The organism is Rhodopirellula sp. P2 (genome assembly GCF_028768465.1).
In the GTDB taxonomy this organism is placed as follows: Bacteria; Planctomycetota; Planctomycetia; order Pirellulales; family Pirellulaceae; genus Rhodopirellula.
The window spans coordinates 994,082-1,012,342 of sequence record NZ_CP118225.1; the positions used below are offsets into that span (position 1 = coordinate 994,082).

The 18,261-nt window shown below is 56.8% G+C and carries 14 protein-coding genes; 5 read left to right on the top strand and 9 right to left on the bottom strand.

Going from position 1 to position 18,261, the window contains the following annotated elements; all coding sequences use genetic code 11:
- Positions 1-103 precede the first annotated feature (103 nt).
- The 4 genes from PSR62_RS03455 to PSR62_RS03470 all read left to right on the top strand — a co-directional run bounded on the left by PSR62_RS03455 (position 104) and on the right by PSR62_RS03470 (position 5,519).
- A complete protein-coding gene (locus tag PSR62_RS03455) occupies positions 104-1,348 on the top strand; it encodes a DUF1559 domain-containing protein (RefSeq protein WP_274406433.1) in 1,245 nt (414 codons plus the stop codon).
- 422 nt (positions 1,349-1,770) lie between these two features.
- The gene (locus PSR62_RS03460) at positions 1,771-1,953 is read left to right on the top strand and encodes a hypothetical protein (RefSeq protein ID WP_274406434.1); all 183 of its coding nucleotides are present in this window, start codon (positions 1,771-1,773) and stop codon (positions 1,951-1,953) included.
- 22 nt (positions 1,954-1,975) lie between these two features.
- Entirely contained in the window at positions 1,976-3,883 is a 1,908-nt protein-coding gene (locus PSR62_RS03465; protein WP_274406435.1) for a tetratricopeptide repeat protein, read from the top strand.
- 403 nt (positions 3,884-4,286) lie between these two features.
- Positions 4,287-5,519, top strand: a complete 1,233-nt coding sequence (locus PSR62_RS03470) for a DUF1559 domain-containing protein (RefSeq protein WP_274406436.1) — start codon at positions 4,287-4,289, stop codon at positions 5,517-5,519.
- 71 nt (positions 5,520-5,590) lie between these two features.
- On the opposite strand, the gene PSR62_RS03475 is transcribed toward PSR62_RS03470, so the two are convergent.
- From PSR62_RS03475 to dnaN, 8 genes are all read right to left on the bottom strand, one after another.
- On the bottom strand, positions 5,591-7,105 hold the full coding sequence (locus tag PSR62_RS03475) for a multiheme c-type cytochrome (protein WP_274406437.1): 1,515 nt from the start codon (positions 7,103-7,105) through the stop codon (positions 5,591-5,593).
- The gene (locus PSR62_RS03480) at positions 7,102-8,505 is read right to left on the bottom strand and encodes a sulfatase family protein (protein WP_274406438.1); all 1,404 of its coding nucleotides are present in this window, start codon (positions 8,503-8,505) and stop codon (positions 7,102-7,104) included. The genes PSR62_RS03475 and PSR62_RS03480 overlap by 4 nt, the downstream gene beginning before the upstream one ends.
- The gene (locus PSR62_RS03485) at positions 8,502-9,956 is read right to left on the bottom strand and encodes a sulfatase family protein (RefSeq protein ID WP_274406439.1); all 1,455 of its coding nucleotides are present in this window, start codon (positions 9,954-9,956) and stop codon (positions 8,502-8,504) included. Before PSR62_RS03485 ends, PSR62_RS03480 begins: the two co-directional genes overlap by 4 nt.
- Positions 9,957-10,305: 349 nt before the next feature.
- Positions 10,306-11,085 carry an indole-3-glycerol phosphate synthase TrpC gene (trpC, locus tag PSR62_RS03490; protein WP_274406440.1) on the bottom strand — a complete coding sequence of 260 codons (780 nt, stop codon included), beginning with the start codon at positions 11,083-11,085 and terminating at the stop codon, positions 10,306-10,308.
- An 18-nt stretch (positions 11,086-11,103) separates the two neighbouring features.
- Positions 11,104-12,675 carry a bifunctional phosphoribosylaminoimidazolecarboxamide formyltransferase/IMP cyclohydrolase gene (gene purH / locus PSR62_RS03495; RefSeq protein ID WP_274406441.1) on the bottom strand — a complete coding sequence of 524 codons (1,572 nt, stop codon included), beginning with the start codon at positions 12,673-12,675 and terminating at the stop codon, positions 11,104-11,106.
- Between the two features lie 113 nt (positions 12,676-12,788).
- Entirely contained in the window at positions 12,789-13,577 is a 789-nt protein-coding gene (hisF, locus tag PSR62_RS03500) for an imidazole glycerol phosphate synthase subunit HisF (RefSeq protein WP_274406442.1), read from the bottom strand.
- 218 nt (positions 13,578-13,795) lie between these two features.
- The gene (locus PSR62_RS03505) at positions 13,796-14,191 is read right to left on the bottom strand and encodes a DUF721 domain-containing protein (protein WP_338020130.1); all 396 of its coding nucleotides are present in this window, start codon (positions 14,189-14,191) and stop codon (positions 13,796-13,798) included.
- Complete coding sequence (dnaN, locus tag PSR62_RS03510) at positions 14,188-15,306, bottom strand: DNA polymerase III subunit beta (protein WP_274406444.1); 1,119 nt, start codon at positions 15,304-15,306, stop codon at positions 14,188-14,190. Before dnaN ends, PSR62_RS03505 begins: the two co-directional genes overlap by 4 nt.
- 504 nt (positions 15,307-15,810) lie before the next feature.
- Between dnaN and cutA the strand changes: the two genes are divergently transcribed.
- Positions 15,811-16,191, top strand: coding sequence for a divalent-cation tolerance protein CutA (gene cutA, locus PSR62_RS03515; protein ID WP_274406445.1), 381 nt, complete (start codon positions 15,811-15,813; stop codon positions 16,189-16,191).
- Between the two features lie 330 nt (positions 16,192-16,521).
- Here cutA and PSR62_RS03520 read toward each other — a convergent pair whose 3' ends face one another.
- Positions 16,522-18,213: a kelch repeat-containing protein gene (locus tag PSR62_RS03520; RefSeq protein WP_274406446.1), complete on the bottom strand. Its 1,692-nt coding sequence runs from the start codon at positions 18,211-18,213 to the stop codon at positions 16,522-16,524.
- Positions 18,214-18,261 lie beyond the last annotated feature (48 nt).

The window sequence follows — 18,261 nt, forward strand, 5'->3', positions numbered from 1 at the left end:
TTTCTACATTTCCGAGCGTTTCAGTTCGGAGGAATGCCCGTAATCGCCCTCCTTTTTGCTCATTTTGAGCGTTTTTTGTGTTTCCTTTTTAGTGAGAAAGTCTATGTCCAAAGCTTCTGACCGAAGCAAGCCACGCGTTCGACGCGGTTTCACGCTGGTGGAACTGTTGGTCGTCATCGCCATCATTGGTGTGCTCGTTGGTTTGTTGCTTCCTGCGGTCCAAGCCGCACGAGAAGCTGCTCGCCGCATGTCTTGCAGCAACAACTTCAAGCAAATTGGGTTGTCGATGCACAACTACCATGCTGCTTACAACAAAATGCCCATGACGATGATGGGCACCACGCGTTCGGTGAACAATGCAACCAACGACAGCAATCGCTGGTACTTGAGTTACGCCGTGGGAATCTTGCCGTTCATGGAACAACAAGGTTTGTGGGAATCGATCGCAAACCCCAGCACCGAGACTGTCAACGGCAGTGCACCGGCTGGCACCGGCGGTATCTGGCCTGCCAACGGCCCCTGCCCATGGCAATTCAACTACAAACCCTGGGCAACTGAAATCCCCGCCTATCGATGCCCCAGTGACCCTGCCAAGGGAGCTCCTGGTGGTGGACGCATCAACTACGCAGCGTGCTTCGGCGATGCATCCAACACCGTCAACAACGGTGGCCGCAACGAGGGTGGCTACGTCAGCAACCAAAACACTCCGACACATGCTGATTTCAAGGGAACGGGTCCCACGAACTTCAACTGGTTGGTGGAACGCTCGCGTGCTGCCAACCGCGGTCTGTTCTGGGCTCGCGAACAAATGGCTTTCCGCGATGTTCTGGATGGTTTGTCCAACACCATCGCCATGGGCGAAATTGTCAGCGACAGCGGATCTCGTGAATTGAAAGAAGTGGTCGTTCGCACTTCATTGCAATTTGGTGGCGGATCACAAGCTTCTCCATCGGACTGCGAAGACCCGGCCTACATCGATCCTGCTCGTCCACAGTTCGCCTTGCAAGGCGTGACGGTCCAGTCTCGTGCCAATCGCTGGGCCGATGGTCGGATGAACTACAGTGGTTTCCAAACCATCTTGCCGCCCAACAGCATCACCTGCTCACGCAGCAACGACAACTCGGAAGGGTTCTTCTCAGCTGGCAGTCGTCACCAAGGTGGTTGCCACGTCCTGATGGGTGATGGGGCTGTCAAGTTCATCACCGACAGCATCAATGCTGGCAATCAAGACATGGGACCTGTTCAGACTCGCGGGCCGTGGTTGCCAGGCGGAAGTGCCAGCCCTTACGGCTTGTGGGGATCGCTCGGTACCCGTGCTACCAAAGAAGTCATCGACGAAGAATTCTAAGATCGCACTCAGCGGATCATCCGCTGAACGATCCAAACTTCGTTGTCCAACTCAAATCGATCGCGTTGCCATCATGGCGACGCGGTCGATTTTTTTGGGCGTTGTTCTGACATTCAATTCAGATGCCCTTTCGGAATCCAGGCAGCTTCGGATCTGCTCACACCGGATCGCTCGCCGCGCCATTCCGAGGTTGGAAACAAGCTGCAAGCGAGCCCCAACCACCCGCTGCACAGCATTCTTGGAAAGACCAATTGCCAGCGATCCGTCGTCCGGAAAGTGGTTGCATCGAACCTGGACAACACGACTTTTGAAACCCTCCGTCTGTGGTTTCTATCGGTTGTGTTACACTCGAAGGCGTCTTCATTGTGACGATGTGTTTCGTCACGTTGCTTTGCAAAATTTTGATTCAAAGGTCAAATACGATGAAATCTGTACTGGATCGCTCCTTGGTGGGCATGTTCTTGGTTCTGGCCCCATTGGCACCTTGCTTCTTGACCGGATGTTCGTCCAGCGAACCCGCCGTCGTCGAAGAAGCTGTGATGAGCGATACAGACATGGAAGCTTATGAAGCCGAAATGGACGCCACTGACCCAATCGAAAAATAGTCCTTCCCAGTGGAGGAATCGCATGTCAAAACGGTCCGCTCGAACAACCAAACGAAACGAACGGTCCAAGAGCGGATCGGTTGACTTGCCCCTCAAGGATTCACCCGAGTCCTCGCCGCAATCCCAGGCGTGGACTTCTTCTTCCAGCGACGCGGTGTGGTGGATCCTGGTAGCGGCAGCCTGTGCTGTCGGACTCGTTCTGCGACTTTGGCACTTTGCGGCGGCAGCGCAGCTTCCGACATCCGGCGAACTGCTGGGAGATGCTCTTGGCTACTTCCAGTGGTCGCAAGAGATCGCATCGGGTGATTGGTTTGGCCAAGAAACGTTCTATCAGGCACCTCTCTACCCTTACTTTTTAGCGGTTGTCAGCGTCTTGTTTGGCCCATCGGTCACCATGATGCAAATGGTGCAGTGTCTGCTGGACGTCGCCAGTGTGGCGATGCTTGCCGTGGCGACTCGAAATTGGTTTGGCCGCCGCGCCGGCTGGCTGGCCGCTTTCGGTTACGCGATGTATCCACCGGCCATCTACTACTGCTTGTTGATTCAGAAAGCTGGGCTGGCCACTTTTTTGCTGGCGTTGTTTTTGATGCTCGCATCTCGTTTGCATCCGCACCAAAGTCGTTCGTTTCAGCTGACTCACAGCGTTGGCTTGGGATTCGTTCTGGGTTTGTTGGTTCTGACGCGTGAAAACGCTCTGCTCTGGATCCCTCTGATTCCGATCTGGTTGTTCATTGCGATGCGAAGACCGCCTGAGCTGGACAACGAAAACACGGACGGACCCCAACTCAATCCACCCGACCAGCCGACTCCGCCACGCTGGCCTCTGACGTTGGCATACTTCTTCGGACTGGCAGTGGTGCTGCTTCCCGTCGCGGCACGCAACGCCTCGTTGGGTGGTGAATGGTCGCCCACCACCTTTCAATCGGGTCCGAACTTTTACATCGGGAACTCGGCCGACGCGAACGGGATTTACGTGGCTCTGGTGCCTGGACATGAAACCCCCGAATACGAGCGATCAGACGCCCAGAAACTGGCCGAAGAAGCAACGGGTCGCGAGCTAACGCCACGGGAAGTTTCCAAGTTTTGGTTCCGTCGAGCGTGGTCAGACATTCGCCACTCACCTACGCGGTGGATCCGGTTGATGGCATTGAAAACCGCGATGGTTGTCAATCGATACGAAGTCCCTGACGTCGAGAGCTATTCCCTGCATCGTGCCGTCTCAACTCCGCTGCGTTGGTTGGGCGCCGTCTGGCACTTCGGGATTTTGTTTCCCCTGGCGATCGTCGGCTTTGCCACCACCGCGTGGAAACCTCGCAGCATCGGTCTCTTGCTTGTGCTCGCGTTGTCCATGATCGGCGCGGTCGCGATGTTTTTCATTCTCGGCCGATATCGATTTCCCTTGGTGCCTCTGTTGTTGCCGGTGGCAGCAATCGGTGTTTGGAATCTCGGATGGATGGTGTGCAACCGAGAGTTCCAACGTTGGACAGTGATCACCGTTGCCTTGTTGGCAATCGTGCTCGCAAATTTCCCCCTGCATCAGGAACAAAGTCTGAACGCAAATGCGTTGGCCAATGCGGGAGCCGCTGCGGGACAAGCCGGGAAGTTTGAGATCAGCATCGAGTGGCTCGAAAAGGCAATTGCCCTGGAACCTGACTCACCGGTGCCTCACTACAACTTGGCGGGCGCTTACTTGATGACCAACCAGGTGGAAGCTGCGATCGAGCAATTGCTGATCGCCAAGCGTCTTGACCCTGATCTGGTCGAAGTGGATCGCACGTTGGCCAGCCTCTTCGAACAGCGTGGTGAACTCGACCGAGCGTCGCACCATTACCGCGAAGCCGTGCGTGTGGACCCAATGGATCAATCTTCCCTCGAAGCGATTCGCCGCTTGACAGCCCCGAACCAGTCCCCTGGAGGGGGCGTTCTTTGAGTTGTTTTGGTGGTATTTTTTCCCTTCGGATCACCTATTCCTCACTGAATGCCCGACAACATTTCTTTCCTTTCCAGATAGAAATGCCGGTGAATCTTCCTTGACTCAAGGTGATTTACCGTCCTTGGGCCGAATTAAACGCGTTTTCGGGCCAACCTGTTTCACGGCAATGGACCGTAGAGCCAACGGTGAGCACCCTCTCAAGGGTTAATTCTTAACCCTTGTTTCGTCTTACAGACAGTTCTAACGTCGCAGAGACGAATTGTCCGAAACCAGCTTCATGCATCTCCTGGTGACGGTCCACCAACAGAGTCTCACAGCAGTTCATGTGAGCTCGAATGGTTCATCTTTTCTTGCTTTTCTGAGATGCGATATTTTGTTTTCTTTCAGGGGAAATAGTCTTATGTCCAAAGCTTCTGACCGAAGCCCGCAGGGCGTCCGCAGCGGATTCACGCTGGTGGAATTGCTGGTGGTGATCGCCATCATCGGTGTGCTCGTTGGTTTGTTGCTTCCTGCGGTCCAAGCCGCACGAGAAGCTGCTCGCCGCATGTCTTGCAGCAACAACTTCAAGCAAATCGGGTTGTCGATGCACAACTACCATGCTGCTTACAACAAAATGCCCATGACGATGATGGGCACGTCACGATCGGTGAACAATGCGACCAACGACAGCAATCGCTGGTACTTGAGTTACGCCGTGGGAATCTTGCCGTTCATGGAACAACAAGGTTTGTGGGAAGCCATTGCAAATCCCAGCACCGAGACCGTCAACGGCAGTGCACCGGCTGGCACCGGTGGTGTCTGGCCCGCCAACGGCCCTTGCCCTTGGCAGTTCAACTACAAACCCTGGGCAACGGAAGTTCCCGCCTATCGGTGCCCCAGTGACCCTGCCAAGGGAGCTCCTGGTGGCGGACGCATCAACTACGCAGCGTGCTTCGGTGATTCATCGAACACCGTGAACAACGGTGGACGCAACGAAGGTGGGTTTGTCAACAATAAAAACAGCCCAACGCATGCTGACCACCAAAAATCCTACAACTGGTTGGTGGAACGCTCGCGTGCTGCCAACCGCGGTCTGTTCTGGGCCCGCGAACAAATGGCTTTCCGCGATGTTCTGGATGGTTTGTCCAACACCATCGCCATGGGCGAAATTGTCAGCGACAGCGGATCTCGTGAACTGAAAGAAGTGGTTGTTCGCACCAGTCTTTCATTCGGTGGTGGTTCCGCTGCCGCACCCTCGGACTGCGAAGACCCGGCCTACATCGATCCTGCTCGTCCACAGTTCGCCTTGCAAGGCGTGACGGTCCAGTCTCGTGCCAATCGCTGGGCCGATGGTCGGATGAACTACAGTGGTTTCCAAACCATCTTGCCGCCCAACAGCATCACCTGCTCACGCAGCAACGACAACTCGGAAGGGTTCTTCTCAGCTGGCAGTCGTCACCAAGGTGGTTGCCACGTCCTGATGGGTGATGGGGCTGTCAAGTTCATCACCGACAGCATCAATGCTGGCAATCAAGACATGGGACCTGTTCAGACTCGCGGGCCGTGGTTGCCAGGCGGAAGTGCCAGCCCTTACGGCTTGTGGGGATCGCTCGGTACCCGTGCTACCAAAGAAGTCATCGACGAAGAATTCTAAGATCGCACTCAGCGGATCATCCGCTGAACGATCCAAACTTCGTTGTCCAACTCAAATCGATCGCGTTGCCATCACGGCGACGCGGTCGATTTTTTTGGGCGCTGTTGCAGGAACTCTTCTGTTGCCAGTTGATCCACTCGAATGAAGTGATCTTTCAGCACCGGGAAGATATCACCTTGGACCGATTGCAAACGCAGATCTCCCGTTGGACGCGATGGCAGATGGCAAGCGACACAATCGTCTGACAGCTTGATTCCCGCGGGCGGATCGAAGTGACAGCTTTGTTCTGCGTGACACGACAAACACCGATCGGAGTAGTAGCGAGCTGGTTCCGACACCACTTCGTGTGGATTGTGACAGTCCGCACAAGTCATTTCGGATTGCAGGAAACACTCGCTCATTTCCAGCCGGGCAAGTTGATTGCTGGTATGGACGCTGTTGGCCTGATCGATGCCTGCGGGTGCATCGATGTAATGAGGCGAAAGCTCGTCACCCGGTCGAAACTCAAACGGTTCCCCTCGCAAATCGGTTGAACCAGCGTGGCATTGCCCGCAAATGTCGAGTTGACGCTCCCGATCAAGCTTGGCAGGACGAACGATCTGATGGGGCTGGGACGAGTCGGGGTTTGCCTGGTGATAATCGACGTGTTCACCTCCGGGCCCGTGGCAACGCTCACAGGTGACGCCCCAAATCAGGGTGTGAGGGTTGAATCGGTTCCCACCACCATCAGGACGCCACTCAGAGTCCTTCAGTGCATGAACTGCCCGATCATCTCCAATCGGTTCGAAGTACGTTGCGTGGCAATCCAGACACCTTGTCGGGATCGGTCGGGCGTAGGCCGCGTCCCCGTCCACATACCCGGGGCTGTTGATCCAGCGATCTGTCTCGGACAAATGAGTGACATTGTGCTGATACAATCGATCGAGATTCCAATACGCGAACGACCGAGCCATTTTGCCGGACCCGAAGCTCACTTGCATCGGTACATCGATGTACCAGTCGTAGAACCGAACCCGCTGGTAATACTGGTCTTCCAGGTGGAGCATTTCGATGAACAGGTGCTCGTCGCTGGTGGTCATTCGGTTTTCGGGCGCGGCATATTGCCCTGGCATCTTGATCGCTGCCACCGGTTCGCTCGTGTGGGCGTGAGCGGTCTGGCTGAATGAATCGTAGATGTCGCGATGACAATCTTGACAGGCGTCTGGACCGAGATAGCCTAGTTCGTTGCCTCGATCGGTTTCACTCGTTGCAGGTTCGAGTTTCTCTGGCATCTTGCCAGGTGGAAAAGGGATCTCGATCCCGCCACCGTCTTGGCGTTTACCGATGAACCAATAGTCGCCGTCTCCGACGTACGAGACCAGCAAATCGTCCGGCGGCGGAGTCCCTTCGCCACCGAGGGTCTGCTGATTCCATTGCTGAACGGCTGCGTTTTGTTTCTGACTCAGTTCCGAGGTTTGAGTCTCGACCTTTTGACGTTGCAAACTCTGATAGCTGTCTGCGAGCTCGTCTTCGGGGAGCAGCTTGTACGAAACCAAGCCGACCAAACCGAGGGCCGAAAGAAGAGCGAGTTTGCGACCGCTGATCATGCCGATGCCCGCTTTTTCGTACGCTTGGGTTGGCCACGCTTCATATGGTTCAGTGCGTCCATTTCAGTCGCTTGACCGTTGTCACCGCAACGCTGCATCCATTGATCCAGTTCCTGTCGCAAGGACCGCTTCGTCTCCTGATGTTTCGGATCATCGGCGAGGTTGTGCATTTCAAGTGGATCCTTTGCTAGGTCATACAACTCGATCTCAGGGCGATGCTTGTAGCGATCGACCAGTTCCTTCGCTTGGCTGTTTCCAGCTTCAGCCTCGCGTACCCAACTGACAAATTCTTTCGAACTCGTGCAGGCATTTTGAAACGCCACTTCAGGAGTGAAGTTCCAAATGTACTTGTAGCGATCCGATCGGACGCTTCGAATTCCATAGTGATCCGAACCATTGTTGATGCCGCGTGTTGTCATTTCGCCAAACACCAACTCCTTGTGAGTTTGTTTGCCCGCCAATGCAGGCAGCAAACTTTTGCCGTCGAGTTTGGCAGCCACATCCGAATTGAGATCACCGCCGGCGACTTCGATCCAGGTTGGTAAGAAGTCGATGTATTCGATCATCGCGTTGTTGGTCGATCCGGCTTGGACATGCCCTGGCCAACGGACGATGCACGCGGATTGCAAACCGCTGTCGTAGCACGTCCACTTGGCGAAGGGCATCGAGTTGCCTTGTTCGCTGACCACGATCAACAAGGTGTTGTCTGCCACCTGGTATTCGTCGAGCAAATCGATTGCTTGTCCCACCTGTGAATCGAAGTAGGTGATCTCGGCCAGGTAGCGTGACATTCCCTCGCGTGTTTCGGGCGTGTCCAGGATGTAAGGAGGCAGCTCGAGGGTCGCCGGGTCGTACCGTGAGGCGTCGCCTTTATTCCAAGGTGTGTGAGGTTCGTTGGAACACAGAAACAAACAGAACGGTTGTTCGGTTTCTGAGCAGCCTTTGACGAACTCTTCGACCGCCTCAAAGTCAGGGTTGGAGTTGCCTGGCAACTGTTCCCAGTCGAAAACCGATCGCGGAGCGATGTGTTTTTTTCCGCTCTGTGCGACCTGGTAACCCAATGGTTGCAGGAACTGAACCACGCTCGCGGTCCCATCCGGAACAAACGTGTGGTTCGGATAGGCACCGGATTTCACGGGGTACTGGCCACAGTAGATGCTGTGCCGGGTGGGCGAACACATCGCGACGGATTGGAAGCAACGCGTGAACCGCATGCCTTCCTCCGCCAAGGCATCGATCCGAGGCGTGTGGGCTTGGCCACCGTAGCAACCGATGTCACGAAAGGTGCAATCATCGGCGATGACGAAGACCAAGTTTGGCTGTTCATTCGCTGTCGCGGCTTTTCCCATCAAGAAAAGCGAGACAACAAAGACTGATAGCGAGAATAACAACCGAATCATGAGTTCACCTTCTTTCGCCAAACAGGGCGAGCATTCGCTGTGATTTCTTCGTTCAGTTTTTCCATGCGAGCATGCATTTTTTGCACGCGTTCGGGTTGTTGTTCAGCAAGATTATTCTTCTCACCGATGTCCTGTGACAAATCAAACAGAAAGACCTTTGGTTCGGGTTTGGGTCCCTTCGCTTTCGGACCTCGACGCGCTACCTGTCGCAGATATTTCCAATCGCCCATCCGAATGCCTTCGAGCACACCATGTGCGGAATAGAAGACAAATTCATCGCGAAGAGATTCATCCGATGCGAAAGTGGAAGTCAAATCGACCCCGTCGATCTTTCGATCGTTCGCAAGTGCGACGCCCGTGATCGAAGCGATGGTGGGAAGCAGGTCCATGTTGGTGGCGAAAGCGTTGCTGGACGTGCCCGCGGGAATGCGTCCTGGTGCCCACATGATGCAGGGCACTCGTTGGCCGCCTTCAAATGTGGTTCCTTTTCCGGCTCGCAGGGGACCGGCACTGCCGCCATGGTTTTTGAATTGCAACCAAGGTCCATTGTCGCTGGTGTAAACAATCAACGTCTTTTCTGACAAACCAAGATCACGGACTGTTTGAATCAGCCGTCCCACTTCCGTGTCGATATGCTCGATCACACATTTGTAAGCGTTTTGCGGATCGGGATCGTAGACATCCTCCGGCACATACAAAGGAATGTGCGGCATGGAATGAGGCAGATACAAGAAGAACGGTTTGTCTTGGTTGGCTTCCACAAACTCAATGGCCCGATCCGTGTACCGGCGGGTGATGGTCCGTTGATCGGCGGGCAGTTCAATGATTTCTTCGCCTTCTACCAACGGCGTATTGAACAAGGTGACCGCGGAGGACTGGTCCGTCCAACGATCATCCGATGACATCTTCCCGAGTCGTTTGTTGTCGGGATGATTCATGTCATTGGAATACGGAATCCCGTAGTAAGAATCAAAACCGTTGGATGTTGGCAGCGTTTCCTTGTGATGCCCCAGGTGCCACTTGCCAACGCAAGCGGTGGCATAGCCCGCTGACTTCAAATGGTCAGCGATCGTGACTTCCTCGGGATGCAGCCCGTAATTGCTTTGCGGGAACAAGACATGCTGATGCAATCCAACTCGTTTGGGATAGCAGCCTGTCAGGAGAGCGGCTCGAGATGGCGAACACACCGAGCAAGCGGAATAAAAGCTGGTGTAGCGACGTCCTTCGCTGGCCAAGCGATCCAGGTTGGGTGTTTTAATATTGGGCGAACCAAAGCAACCCAAGTCGTTGTAGCCCTGATCATCGGTGAAGATCACGATGACGTTGGGTTTCTCGGATGGGTCGGTCGACTCAGCCGCCAAACCGGGCCGACCGAGCAACGTCAGCACCGTGGCGAGGCCAAAGAAAGCGGCTCGGAAGCGAGGGATTGGAAAAGCACATCGGGAAGACATGAACTCGCCTTGCGAAAAGGTAGGGACGGAGGGAGGGAGGGCTATGGTTCCAACCGCACGAGGGAACCGGTGGGCTGCGGTCCATCATAGCCACTGCTGCCAGACGAAGCAGCAAAGGATGGTGCCTTCAGACCGCACATCCACGACGGCCCCCTCCGGGGCGTCGATTCAATGAGTGAGGTAGCGGAACTCGCCAAGAGTTTCGGCCTGCACCGTTATTCGCCGAAAGTCTTGGCGACTTCCGCTACGGCCAGATGCGTCAGTAATAAAATCGACATCCTCCGGGGCGAATGCGCGTGAATAGCGCCGAGAGAGCCTCGAGACCCACCCGCCTTGATCCACGACCTCCTCAGCGGGCGAGCAACGCCTTGGTGGCGATCGTGATGTCGGGCTGGCGCATCAGCGATTCGCCTACCAAGATGGCTTTGATGCCACCTGCTTTCAGCATCGCTACATCATCCGCGGTTCGGATGCCGCTTTCACCGACCACCAATCGATCCGACGGAATGCCGGCGGCCATGCGGACGCAGTGCTGCAGATCGGTTTCGAAAGTTCGCAGGTCTCGGTTGTTGATTCCGACCAATCGGGTCTTGGTTGCCAGAACCGGAGCCAGGTTCTCGGGTTCGTACAGTTCGATCAGCGTTTGCAGGCCCAACTCAGCGGCTTGCTCATCCATCTCGATCAATTGCTGAGGCGAGAGACATTCGGCGATCAACAACACCGCATCGGCACCGGCGACGCGGGCCTGCAGCAGTTGATAGGGATCGACGAGGAAATCCTTGCGAAGGATTGGCAAATCAACCGCCGAGCGAACGGCCCGAAGAAAGCCCAATGAGCCTTGAAAGAACGGTTCGTCGGTGAGCACGCTGATGCAAGCGGCACCTCCGTCTTCGTACGACTTGGCAATCGTTGGTGGGTCAAAGTCTTCGCGGATCAGTCCGGCCGATGGACTGGCTCGTTTGACTTCGGCGATCAAGCGAACTTGATCGGTGGCCGCGAGCGAGCCGTGAAAGTCGCGACACGCAGGAAGATCCTTCGCCGCCGCGACGAGTTCCGCGGCGGGCACGGAAGCTTGATCACGCGCGATGACTTGGCGGGTTTTGACCAGGATGTCGTCGAGAATCGTCATCGCAATGCTACCGGTCGATCAGTGTTTGAAGTGACGACGACCGGTGAAGACCATCGCGATTTCGTGTTCGTCGCAAGCCGCGATCACTTCGTCATCACGACGTGAGCCACCGGGTTGAATGATTGCCAGCACGCCGGCTTTGGCGGCCGCTTCGATCGAATCAGGGAAGGGGAAGAACGCGTCGGACGCGAGAATCGATCCTTCGGACCGCTCGCCAGCTTTTTTGATCGAGATTTCGACACTGTCAACGCGGCTCATTTGACCGGCTCCCACGCCGATCAACGCTGTGTCTTTGGCTAGCACGATCGCGTTGCTCTTCACGTGACGAACCATTTCCCAACCAAAGGAGATGTCGTCCCACAGGTCATCATCGACGGGCGTTTCGGTGACGGTGTTCCACTGCAAAGGCGAGCTGACCATCCGGTCGGCGTCTTGCACCAACATGCCGCCGCTGATGAATCGGCGTGCGACCTTGCGAGCGGGTTCGTCCAACCGGCCGACTTGCATCAACCGAACGTTGTCTTTCCAACGTGGTTTGGTCGTCAGCAGCCCAACCGCGCCGGCCTCGTAATCCGGCGCCACGATGGCTTCGATGAACAAACCGGGCTGGCAGAGGAATTCGGCGGTGGCTTCGTCGAGCGTTCGGTTCATTCCGATGACCGAACCAAAGGCGGACAACGGGTCACCGGCCATCGCTTTGTCGACCGCGTCGGACAAAGTGTCGCCGGTCGCCGCACCACAGGGGTTGTTGTGTTTGATGACCGAGACGGCAGGGTCAGCAAAACCGCGAGCGATGTCGAGTGCGGCATCGAGATCGAGCAGGTTGTTGTAGGACAACTCCTTGCCACTGATCTGGCGAGCCGAGACCAAATTCGCGGATCGATCCGACGAATCCGAATACAACGCGGCGCGTTGGTGCGGGTTCTCACCGTATCGCAATTGGGTTTTGCGTCGCAGCGACACGTGCATGGTGGCGGGGAATTCGCCTCCGACGGCATCGCCTTGCATGTAATCGGCAATGGCTCGGTCATAACCAGCGGTGTGGTCAAACGCTTCGGCGGCGAGCTGAGTTCGAAGCTCTTCGGTCGTTCCGCCCGAGCTTTCCAGTTGATCGAGGATCTCGCTGTACTGTTCGGGGCTGGTCGCGATCGCGACATCGCCGTGGTTCTTTGCAGCGGCACGAACGAGACTCGGACCCCCAATGTCAATCTGTTCGATGCACTCTTCGCGGGTCGCTCCTGGGCGGCTGACCGTGGCGGCGAAGGGATACAGGTTCACGACGACCAAATCGAACGGCTCGATGTCATGGTCGGCGATGGTGTCCATGTGCTCGTCGAGATCGCGGCGAGCCAAGATGCCAGCGAAGATTCGCGGGTGCAGCGTTTTCACGCGACCATTGAGCATTTCCGGAAAACCGGTGTACTCGGCAACGTCTTCGACCTCGATCCCGGATTGTTCCAAATGGGCCCGAGTTCCCCCGGTGCTGTAAATCGTGACACCAGCGGCGGACAATCCGGCGGCAAAATCTGCCAGCCCCATCTTGTCGCTGACACTGATCAATGCGTTACGGACGGGGACCACATCAGACACGGTTAACGACTCGGTTCAAGAAAACGGTTGGAAGCCCGAAAGCTGCTTCCGCCAACGGAAACCGCCATGTTCCTTCCCACCGCCAAGACGGTCAAGGCACCGTTGGCAATCCGTCATGTGGCAAATGGTTCCGCGGGCATCCGAACGGGGATCCCGGCCTCGGCCATGTGCTGCTTGGTTTTCCCGATCGGGTGGGTCCCAAAGTGGAAAATGCTGGCCGCCAAAACCGCGTCGGCTTTGCCATCGCGAATGGCTTCGACGAGGTGATCTGGGTGTCCAGCACCGCCGCTGGCGACAACGGGGATCCGGACCGCTTCGCTGACCGCCCGGGTGATCGGAATGTCATAGCCATCGCAGGTTCCGTCGGCGTCCATGCTGGTCAGCACGATCTCGCCGGCTCCCAGCTCCTCGACTCGTTTGGCCCACTCGACCGCTTGCAGTCCGGTCGGTTTTCGGCCGCCATTGATGTGCACCTCCCAAAACTCCTCGCCGTCTTTCTGGACTCGTTTGGGATCGATGTTGACCACGATGCACTGACGCCCGAATCGATCCGCGGCCTGACGGATGAAATCGGGGTTGGTCACGGCCGCCGAATTGATCGAAACCTTGTCGCAACCGGCTGACAGCAACGCTCGCACGTCCTCGACCGTTCGCACTCCGCCGCCAACGGTCAGTGGCATGAAGACCTGTTCCGCCGTGCGACGAACGACATCCAACAGGATCGCTCGTTCTTCGTGGCTGGCCGTGATGTCCAAGAACACCAGTTCATCGGCGCCTTCGGCTTCGTACCGCCGAGCCACTTCGACAGGATCGCCAGCGTCGCGCAGGTTCACGAAGTTGGTGCCTTTGACGACGCGTCCGCCATGGACATCGAGGCAGGGAATGACGCGAGCGGAAAGCATGGGGAATCCAGTGGAAATGGCGGACGAGCGAGTGGCTTGTCAAAGCCTCATTTGAGGGTAGCGAAACTCGTCAAGAGTTTTGACTTGCATGACGAAATCCCGAAAGTCTTGACGACTTCCGCTACGGTGATGCTCCTCAACTTTGGTGCTGACGAGGTGCTTACTAACGTACCCAATCGGATTTCAAAAACGCAAGGATGCCAGTCCGACCGATCGGACTACTCCGCCTGGACCTTGAAACGCAGGTCCAGAATCTTGGCTTGCGGGTGTTCCTTGGCCAGCTTTTTCAGAATGCGGCGTTTTTGGAACGTCAGCTCCTGCATCACCACACTGTCGACCGCATAGATCATCAGCACGCCGCGTTGCAGTTTGCCCACTCGAAACGAAGAAGCGATCGAGGCATCGACGGCGGATTTGATCGTTCCCGTCAAAGCCGACTCGGCCCCCACAGACGCGTAGCCCCGGCGGCTCATCAATTGCGAAACCAAGCTGCCGATTTTTCGCGGCCCGCTGGGTTTCTCTTCGACCAGTTTGGGAGGTCGTCGTTTCGGCGAACTCGCACCGCGACCGGATTCACCGCCGGATGACTGGGGCGGCTGTCCCATGGCGATCACCGATCACGAGCCATCGGCATGATGACGTAAGCGTATCCATCGTCGGTCTGCATCAGGGCGGGGGACTTCGCCGATTCAATTTCCATCACCACGGTCGACTCGTTGTCCATCACTTTGCAGAAATCGGCCAGGTAGCGATGGTCCATCGTCAACGTGATCGGCTCGCCGTCGTAGGCGATCGGCAGCTCGATTTGTGATTCACCCAGGTCGGCGGTCTTGGCTTCCAACTTCAGCGTGCCATCGGCGAAGGTGAAGTCGACCCCCCGGCTGTCCAGGTCCGTCACAATCGCGGCTTGGCGGAGAGCAGCGAACAGAGGCCCGACGACCACATCGATCTGAATCGCGTTTTCTCGCTGGGGCAAAACCTGACGCCAGTTCGGATAGCGACCTTCGACCAATCGGCTGCTGATGACCGCTCGAGGGGTCCGAATCAGCAGGTCGTTTCCGCGTGAAGCGACCTCCACGAAATCGTCCTTGTCGCTGAGGGCTCGTTCGATCAAACCGATCGCTCGTGTCGGCACGATGGTGGTCATGCCGCTGGTGGCGTGCCCGCCAACCGATTCACCGGTGCCTTCCATCCGGGCCAATCGCCGGCCATCGGTCCCCACGGCGATGACGGAATTTTCTTCCATCTCCAGCAGCACGCCGCCGAGGGCGTAGCGGCTGCTTTCCGAGTCGGTCGCGAACACGGTCCGGCGGAGCATTTCGCGAAAAGTGCGAGTGCTGATTTGGTGGTACTTCGACTCGTCGAATTCGTGGACGCTGGGGAATTCATCAGGGTTGTTTCCGGGCAAGCGGAACTTGCTGCGGCTGCCCGAAATCTTGATTCCGGCTTCATCGGTTTCGATGGTGATCGTTTCGTCGTTGCTCTCTCTCAGAATCGGTCCGGTGCGAGCCACTGGCAGCAGAGCCGTGCCCTCGGTTTCGACCTCGATCCCCTCGGTCACATCCAACCGAATTCCGACCTCTTGGTCGGTCGCCATCAACGTGATTCTGTCGCCAGCGGCGGTCACTTTGACGTTCTGCAAAATCTCCTTCGGCGACCGGCTCGGAGCAATCGATGCTGCGAGGACGAAAGCGTTGGCGAGGATGTCTCGTTGGCAGGTGATCTTCATCGGAGCGATTGAAAAAAGAGACAGGGCAGGAACGCCGACAACTGCCGGCCGAGCCCCGCATGCTTCGCGGCAAACACGTTGCTCAGGGCGGTCCAAGTTGTAACGCGATCGCTTCGGATTGGCATCCCCTGAAAGCTCCGCTGGTGAGCTCGAGACGGACACGGCCTGAAACCGGATGTGAGCTGGGGCGATTCTTCCCAGGAGGTTTGCTATCAAATAGTACTAATAGATTTACCGTCGTCGTCGTAATGCGTGGACAGGGAATGTCTGAAAGCGTTGTTTGAAACTCATTTGAGACGGCAAAACACGTTGAAAACGACACTTTGACGGCTGTGGATAACCTGTCTTTTGAATGTCTTAAAACTGTCTGAAGTTGGACCGACTTCGAACACACCTGGACAGCGGCTTGCCGAAGATGGTCAGAAGTCAGACATTTTTAGACAGACTTCAGACAGTGAAATGACAGGTTATCCACAGGCGTTTTAGGGGTGAAAACGAGGGTTCATGAGCACCAAAAAAGAATCTGAAAACGATCCAAAAAAGTTCGTTTCAAAGGCTCTGGATGACCCTCGTCTGACCGTTTTGTGGTCGACGGTCCAGTCAGTGGAGCAGGCTGAGGCGATCGCCAAGGGGCTGCTGCAGGAGCGTTTGGCAGCCTGTGTGCAGATCGATTCCCCGATCATCAGCCACTACGTTTGGGAGGGTCGGTCGTGTTCAGAAAAAGAGTTCCGCGTGGTCATCAAAACCACCCACCAACGAACCGATCAAGTGATCGCTTGGTTGGCCCAGAACCATCCCTACGACGAGCCTCAGATCATCGCGTTGCCAGTTGAGAAAGCGTCGCTGGGATACGCTCGATGGGTCGCCGAATCGACGTCCAAGTAGTCGCTCGCGGGCTGCGTCGGAAGGCTGGGGCGACAGATTTTGGGGGCATCTTCCGGTGGAACCGACGGGTGATGGCGGCGCAGAAAAAGCCCTCCCGAGCTCTGAGGTCGGGCTGTTTTATTTCACCCTCCCTCTGGGAGGGTCGGCCCGCTTCGGGCCGGGGAGGGTTACGCGCTGGTGCCGATGCTCGACCCTCCCCTCGCTTCGCTCGACCCTCCCAGGGGGAGGGAGATGATCAACGCTTGGCAACACAGCACTTCAAAACGGCACGACCTCGCTCGATGGAGGGCTGGAAGGGCAGCGTGAATGAGCCGAAGTTAGCCGCTCAGGTCACTTCGTATCGCCGATTTGGATGGCGTCGATGGAGGAGAATTTGCCTTCCTCCATGTTGGCTCCACCCAGCATCACCAACCGGTCCTCCGCGATCGGCAACATCCGGTGAAAGAACCGGGCCGGTTCGACTTGGGCGACCGTTTCCCAGGCTTGTCCCTCGGCAGCCAAGCGGTGGACAAAACCATCCAGGGTGGTGACGTACAGACGACCGCCGGCCGCGAAAGCGGAAGAACCAAAACCGGCCATTCCGGATCCGGGCAGCGATGGTGCCAGCGACCAAGTTTTGGCCGACGGGTCGTAGACATCGACCCGGGTGGTCGGGCCGCCTTCGGATCGCATGCCACCGACGACGAACAGTTTGCCGTCGTGAGCAGCGACGCTGATCGCTCGTCGTTGGAAGGGTGGCGTTGCGACGGGTTGCCATCCCGAATCGGGGTGGGCCAGATCCAGCGACCAAGCCGTTGGATGCCAGGTGCTGTCTTCGCTCTCGCCATTCAGGCTCCAACCGCCGAAGACGTAAACGGTGTCCCCGAGAACCGCCGCGTCCAACGAGGATCGACCTTCGGGCAGAGCGGGAAGATCGGCCCAGGATTTCGTCTTGGGATCAAAGCTGGCCACCGCGGATTGCGATCGCAGGTCGTGTTCTTCGCCAATGTCGTTGACGGCGGTGAAGCCGCCGATTCGAACCAGTCGGTCACCATGAGCGACCAAAGCCAAACCTTGCAGGCGAGGACCAGTCGCAATCGTTTCCCATTTCGCTTTCGGGTCAGTTGTGTCCAGAGCCCACAGGCGATTGGATTGTTCTTCGGTCGAATACGAATGAGCGCTGCCGGTGTGCCCGCCGTAGGCGTAAAGGGTTCCATTCAAGAACGCGGCCCCGAAACTGGTCAGCTCCTCGGGCAGATCAGCGAGGCCCGAGGGTTCGATCGACACGTTGCTGCCGGCGATCACCTGGGGCGACTCCGGTTGCTTTTTGGGCTGAGCCGTGTCCGATGAAATGCGGAAGGAGGCGGTCAGGTAGTCGGCGGTGCTGGAGTATTCCTCGCCGGCCAATTCCCCCTTGGCGTCCTTGTCCGTGATGCCCGCCATGACCGAGTTGAGTCCGGGCTCGATGATCTCGGATGAGAACGACACGCGGCCGTTGCTGTTGGTTGTTTCGGTTCCGGCTTCGTGGCCGTCTTCGCAGAACAGCTTGACTTCTGTCGCGGGCAAGGGTTGGCCATCACGCAGCAACTGAACTTCGATGTCGCCATTTTTTGCCGCTGTGATCACGGTTTGCAAAGCAGCCCCGGGGCGAGGATCGGTGGGCCAAGCCTTCGCGTCTTCCTGTGGCAGGTGCTCGACGTGGTAGGTCAGCTTCATCCCGTGGTACAGACCGTAGGTGACCGAACCGGCGATCTCGTCGCCTGTCGGAATCGGTTGCGGACTTTGGATGCCGACCAAGTCGTCGGTCTCGACTGGTTTCATCTCAATCGTTTTGCCAGCAGCCGATGCGTTGGTGCTGTGCAACTGAATTTGCTGGACCGCTTCGGGCATGGGATAAGTGCGATCGTCAGTCGATTCACCAAACCACATGACCGCGTGCCCCTTGGAATCAGAGGCGAGCCAAGGGAAGTGAGCCGAGGCTGACGAGGTCCCGCCAAGAACCAAGGCCAATGCGAGCAGTTGTCGTCTTTTAGAAATTTTCATGATGATTGATTGTTACGGAGGGATTTGATTTGTTTGGGAAAGAGTCGC

What these genes read in the sequence shown, in the direction of transcription:
- PSR62_RS03455 (WP_274406433.1), top strand. Translation starts at nt 104, where the DNA reads ATGTCCAAAGCTTCTGACCGAAGCAAGCCACGCGTTCGACGCGGTTTC.
- PSR62_RS03460 (WP_274406434.1), top strand. Translation starts at nt 1,771, where the DNA reads ATGAAATCTGTACTGGATCGCTCCTTGGTGGGCATGTTCTTGGTTCTG.
- PSR62_RS03465 (WP_274406435.1), top strand. Translation starts at nt 1,976, where the DNA reads ATGTCAAAACGGTCCGCTCGAACAACCAAACGAAACGAACGGTCCAAG.
- PSR62_RS03470 (WP_274406436.1), top strand. Translation starts at nt 4,287, where the DNA reads ATGTCCAAAGCTTCTGACCGAAGCCCGCAGGGCGTCCGCAGCGGATTC.
- PSR62_RS03475 (WP_274406437.1), bottom strand. Translation starts at nt 7,105, where the DNA reads ATGATCAGCGGTCGCAAACTCGCTCTTCTTTCGGCCCTCGGTTTGGTC.
- PSR62_RS03480 (WP_274406438.1), bottom strand. Translation starts at nt 8,505, where the DNA reads ATGATTCGGTTGTTATTCTCGCTATCAGTCTTTGTTGTCTCGCTTTTC.
- PSR62_RS03485 (WP_274406439.1), bottom strand. Translation starts at nt 9,956, where the DNA reads ATGTCTTCCCGATGTGCTTTTCCAATCCCTCGCTTCCGAGCCGCTTTC.
- trpC (WP_274406440.1), bottom strand. Translation starts at nt 11,085, where the DNA reads ATGACGATTCTCGACGACATCCTGGTCAAAACCCGCCAAGTCATCGCG.
- hisF (WP_274406442.1), bottom strand. Translation starts at nt 13,577, where the DNA reads ATGCTTTCCGCTCGCGTCATTCCCTGCCTCGATGTCCATGGCGGACGC.
- dnaN (WP_274406444.1), bottom strand. Translation starts at nt 15,306, where the DNA reads ATGAAGATCACCTGCCAACGAGACATCCTCGCCAACGCTTTCGTCCTC.
- cutA (WP_274406445.1), top strand. Translation starts at nt 15,811, where the DNA reads ATGAGCACCAAAAAAGAATCTGAAAACGATCCAAAAAAGTTCGTTTCA.
- PSR62_RS03520 (WP_274406446.1), bottom strand. Translation starts at nt 18,213, where the DNA reads ATGAAAATTTCTAAAAGACGACAACTGCTCGCATTGGCCTTGGTTCTT.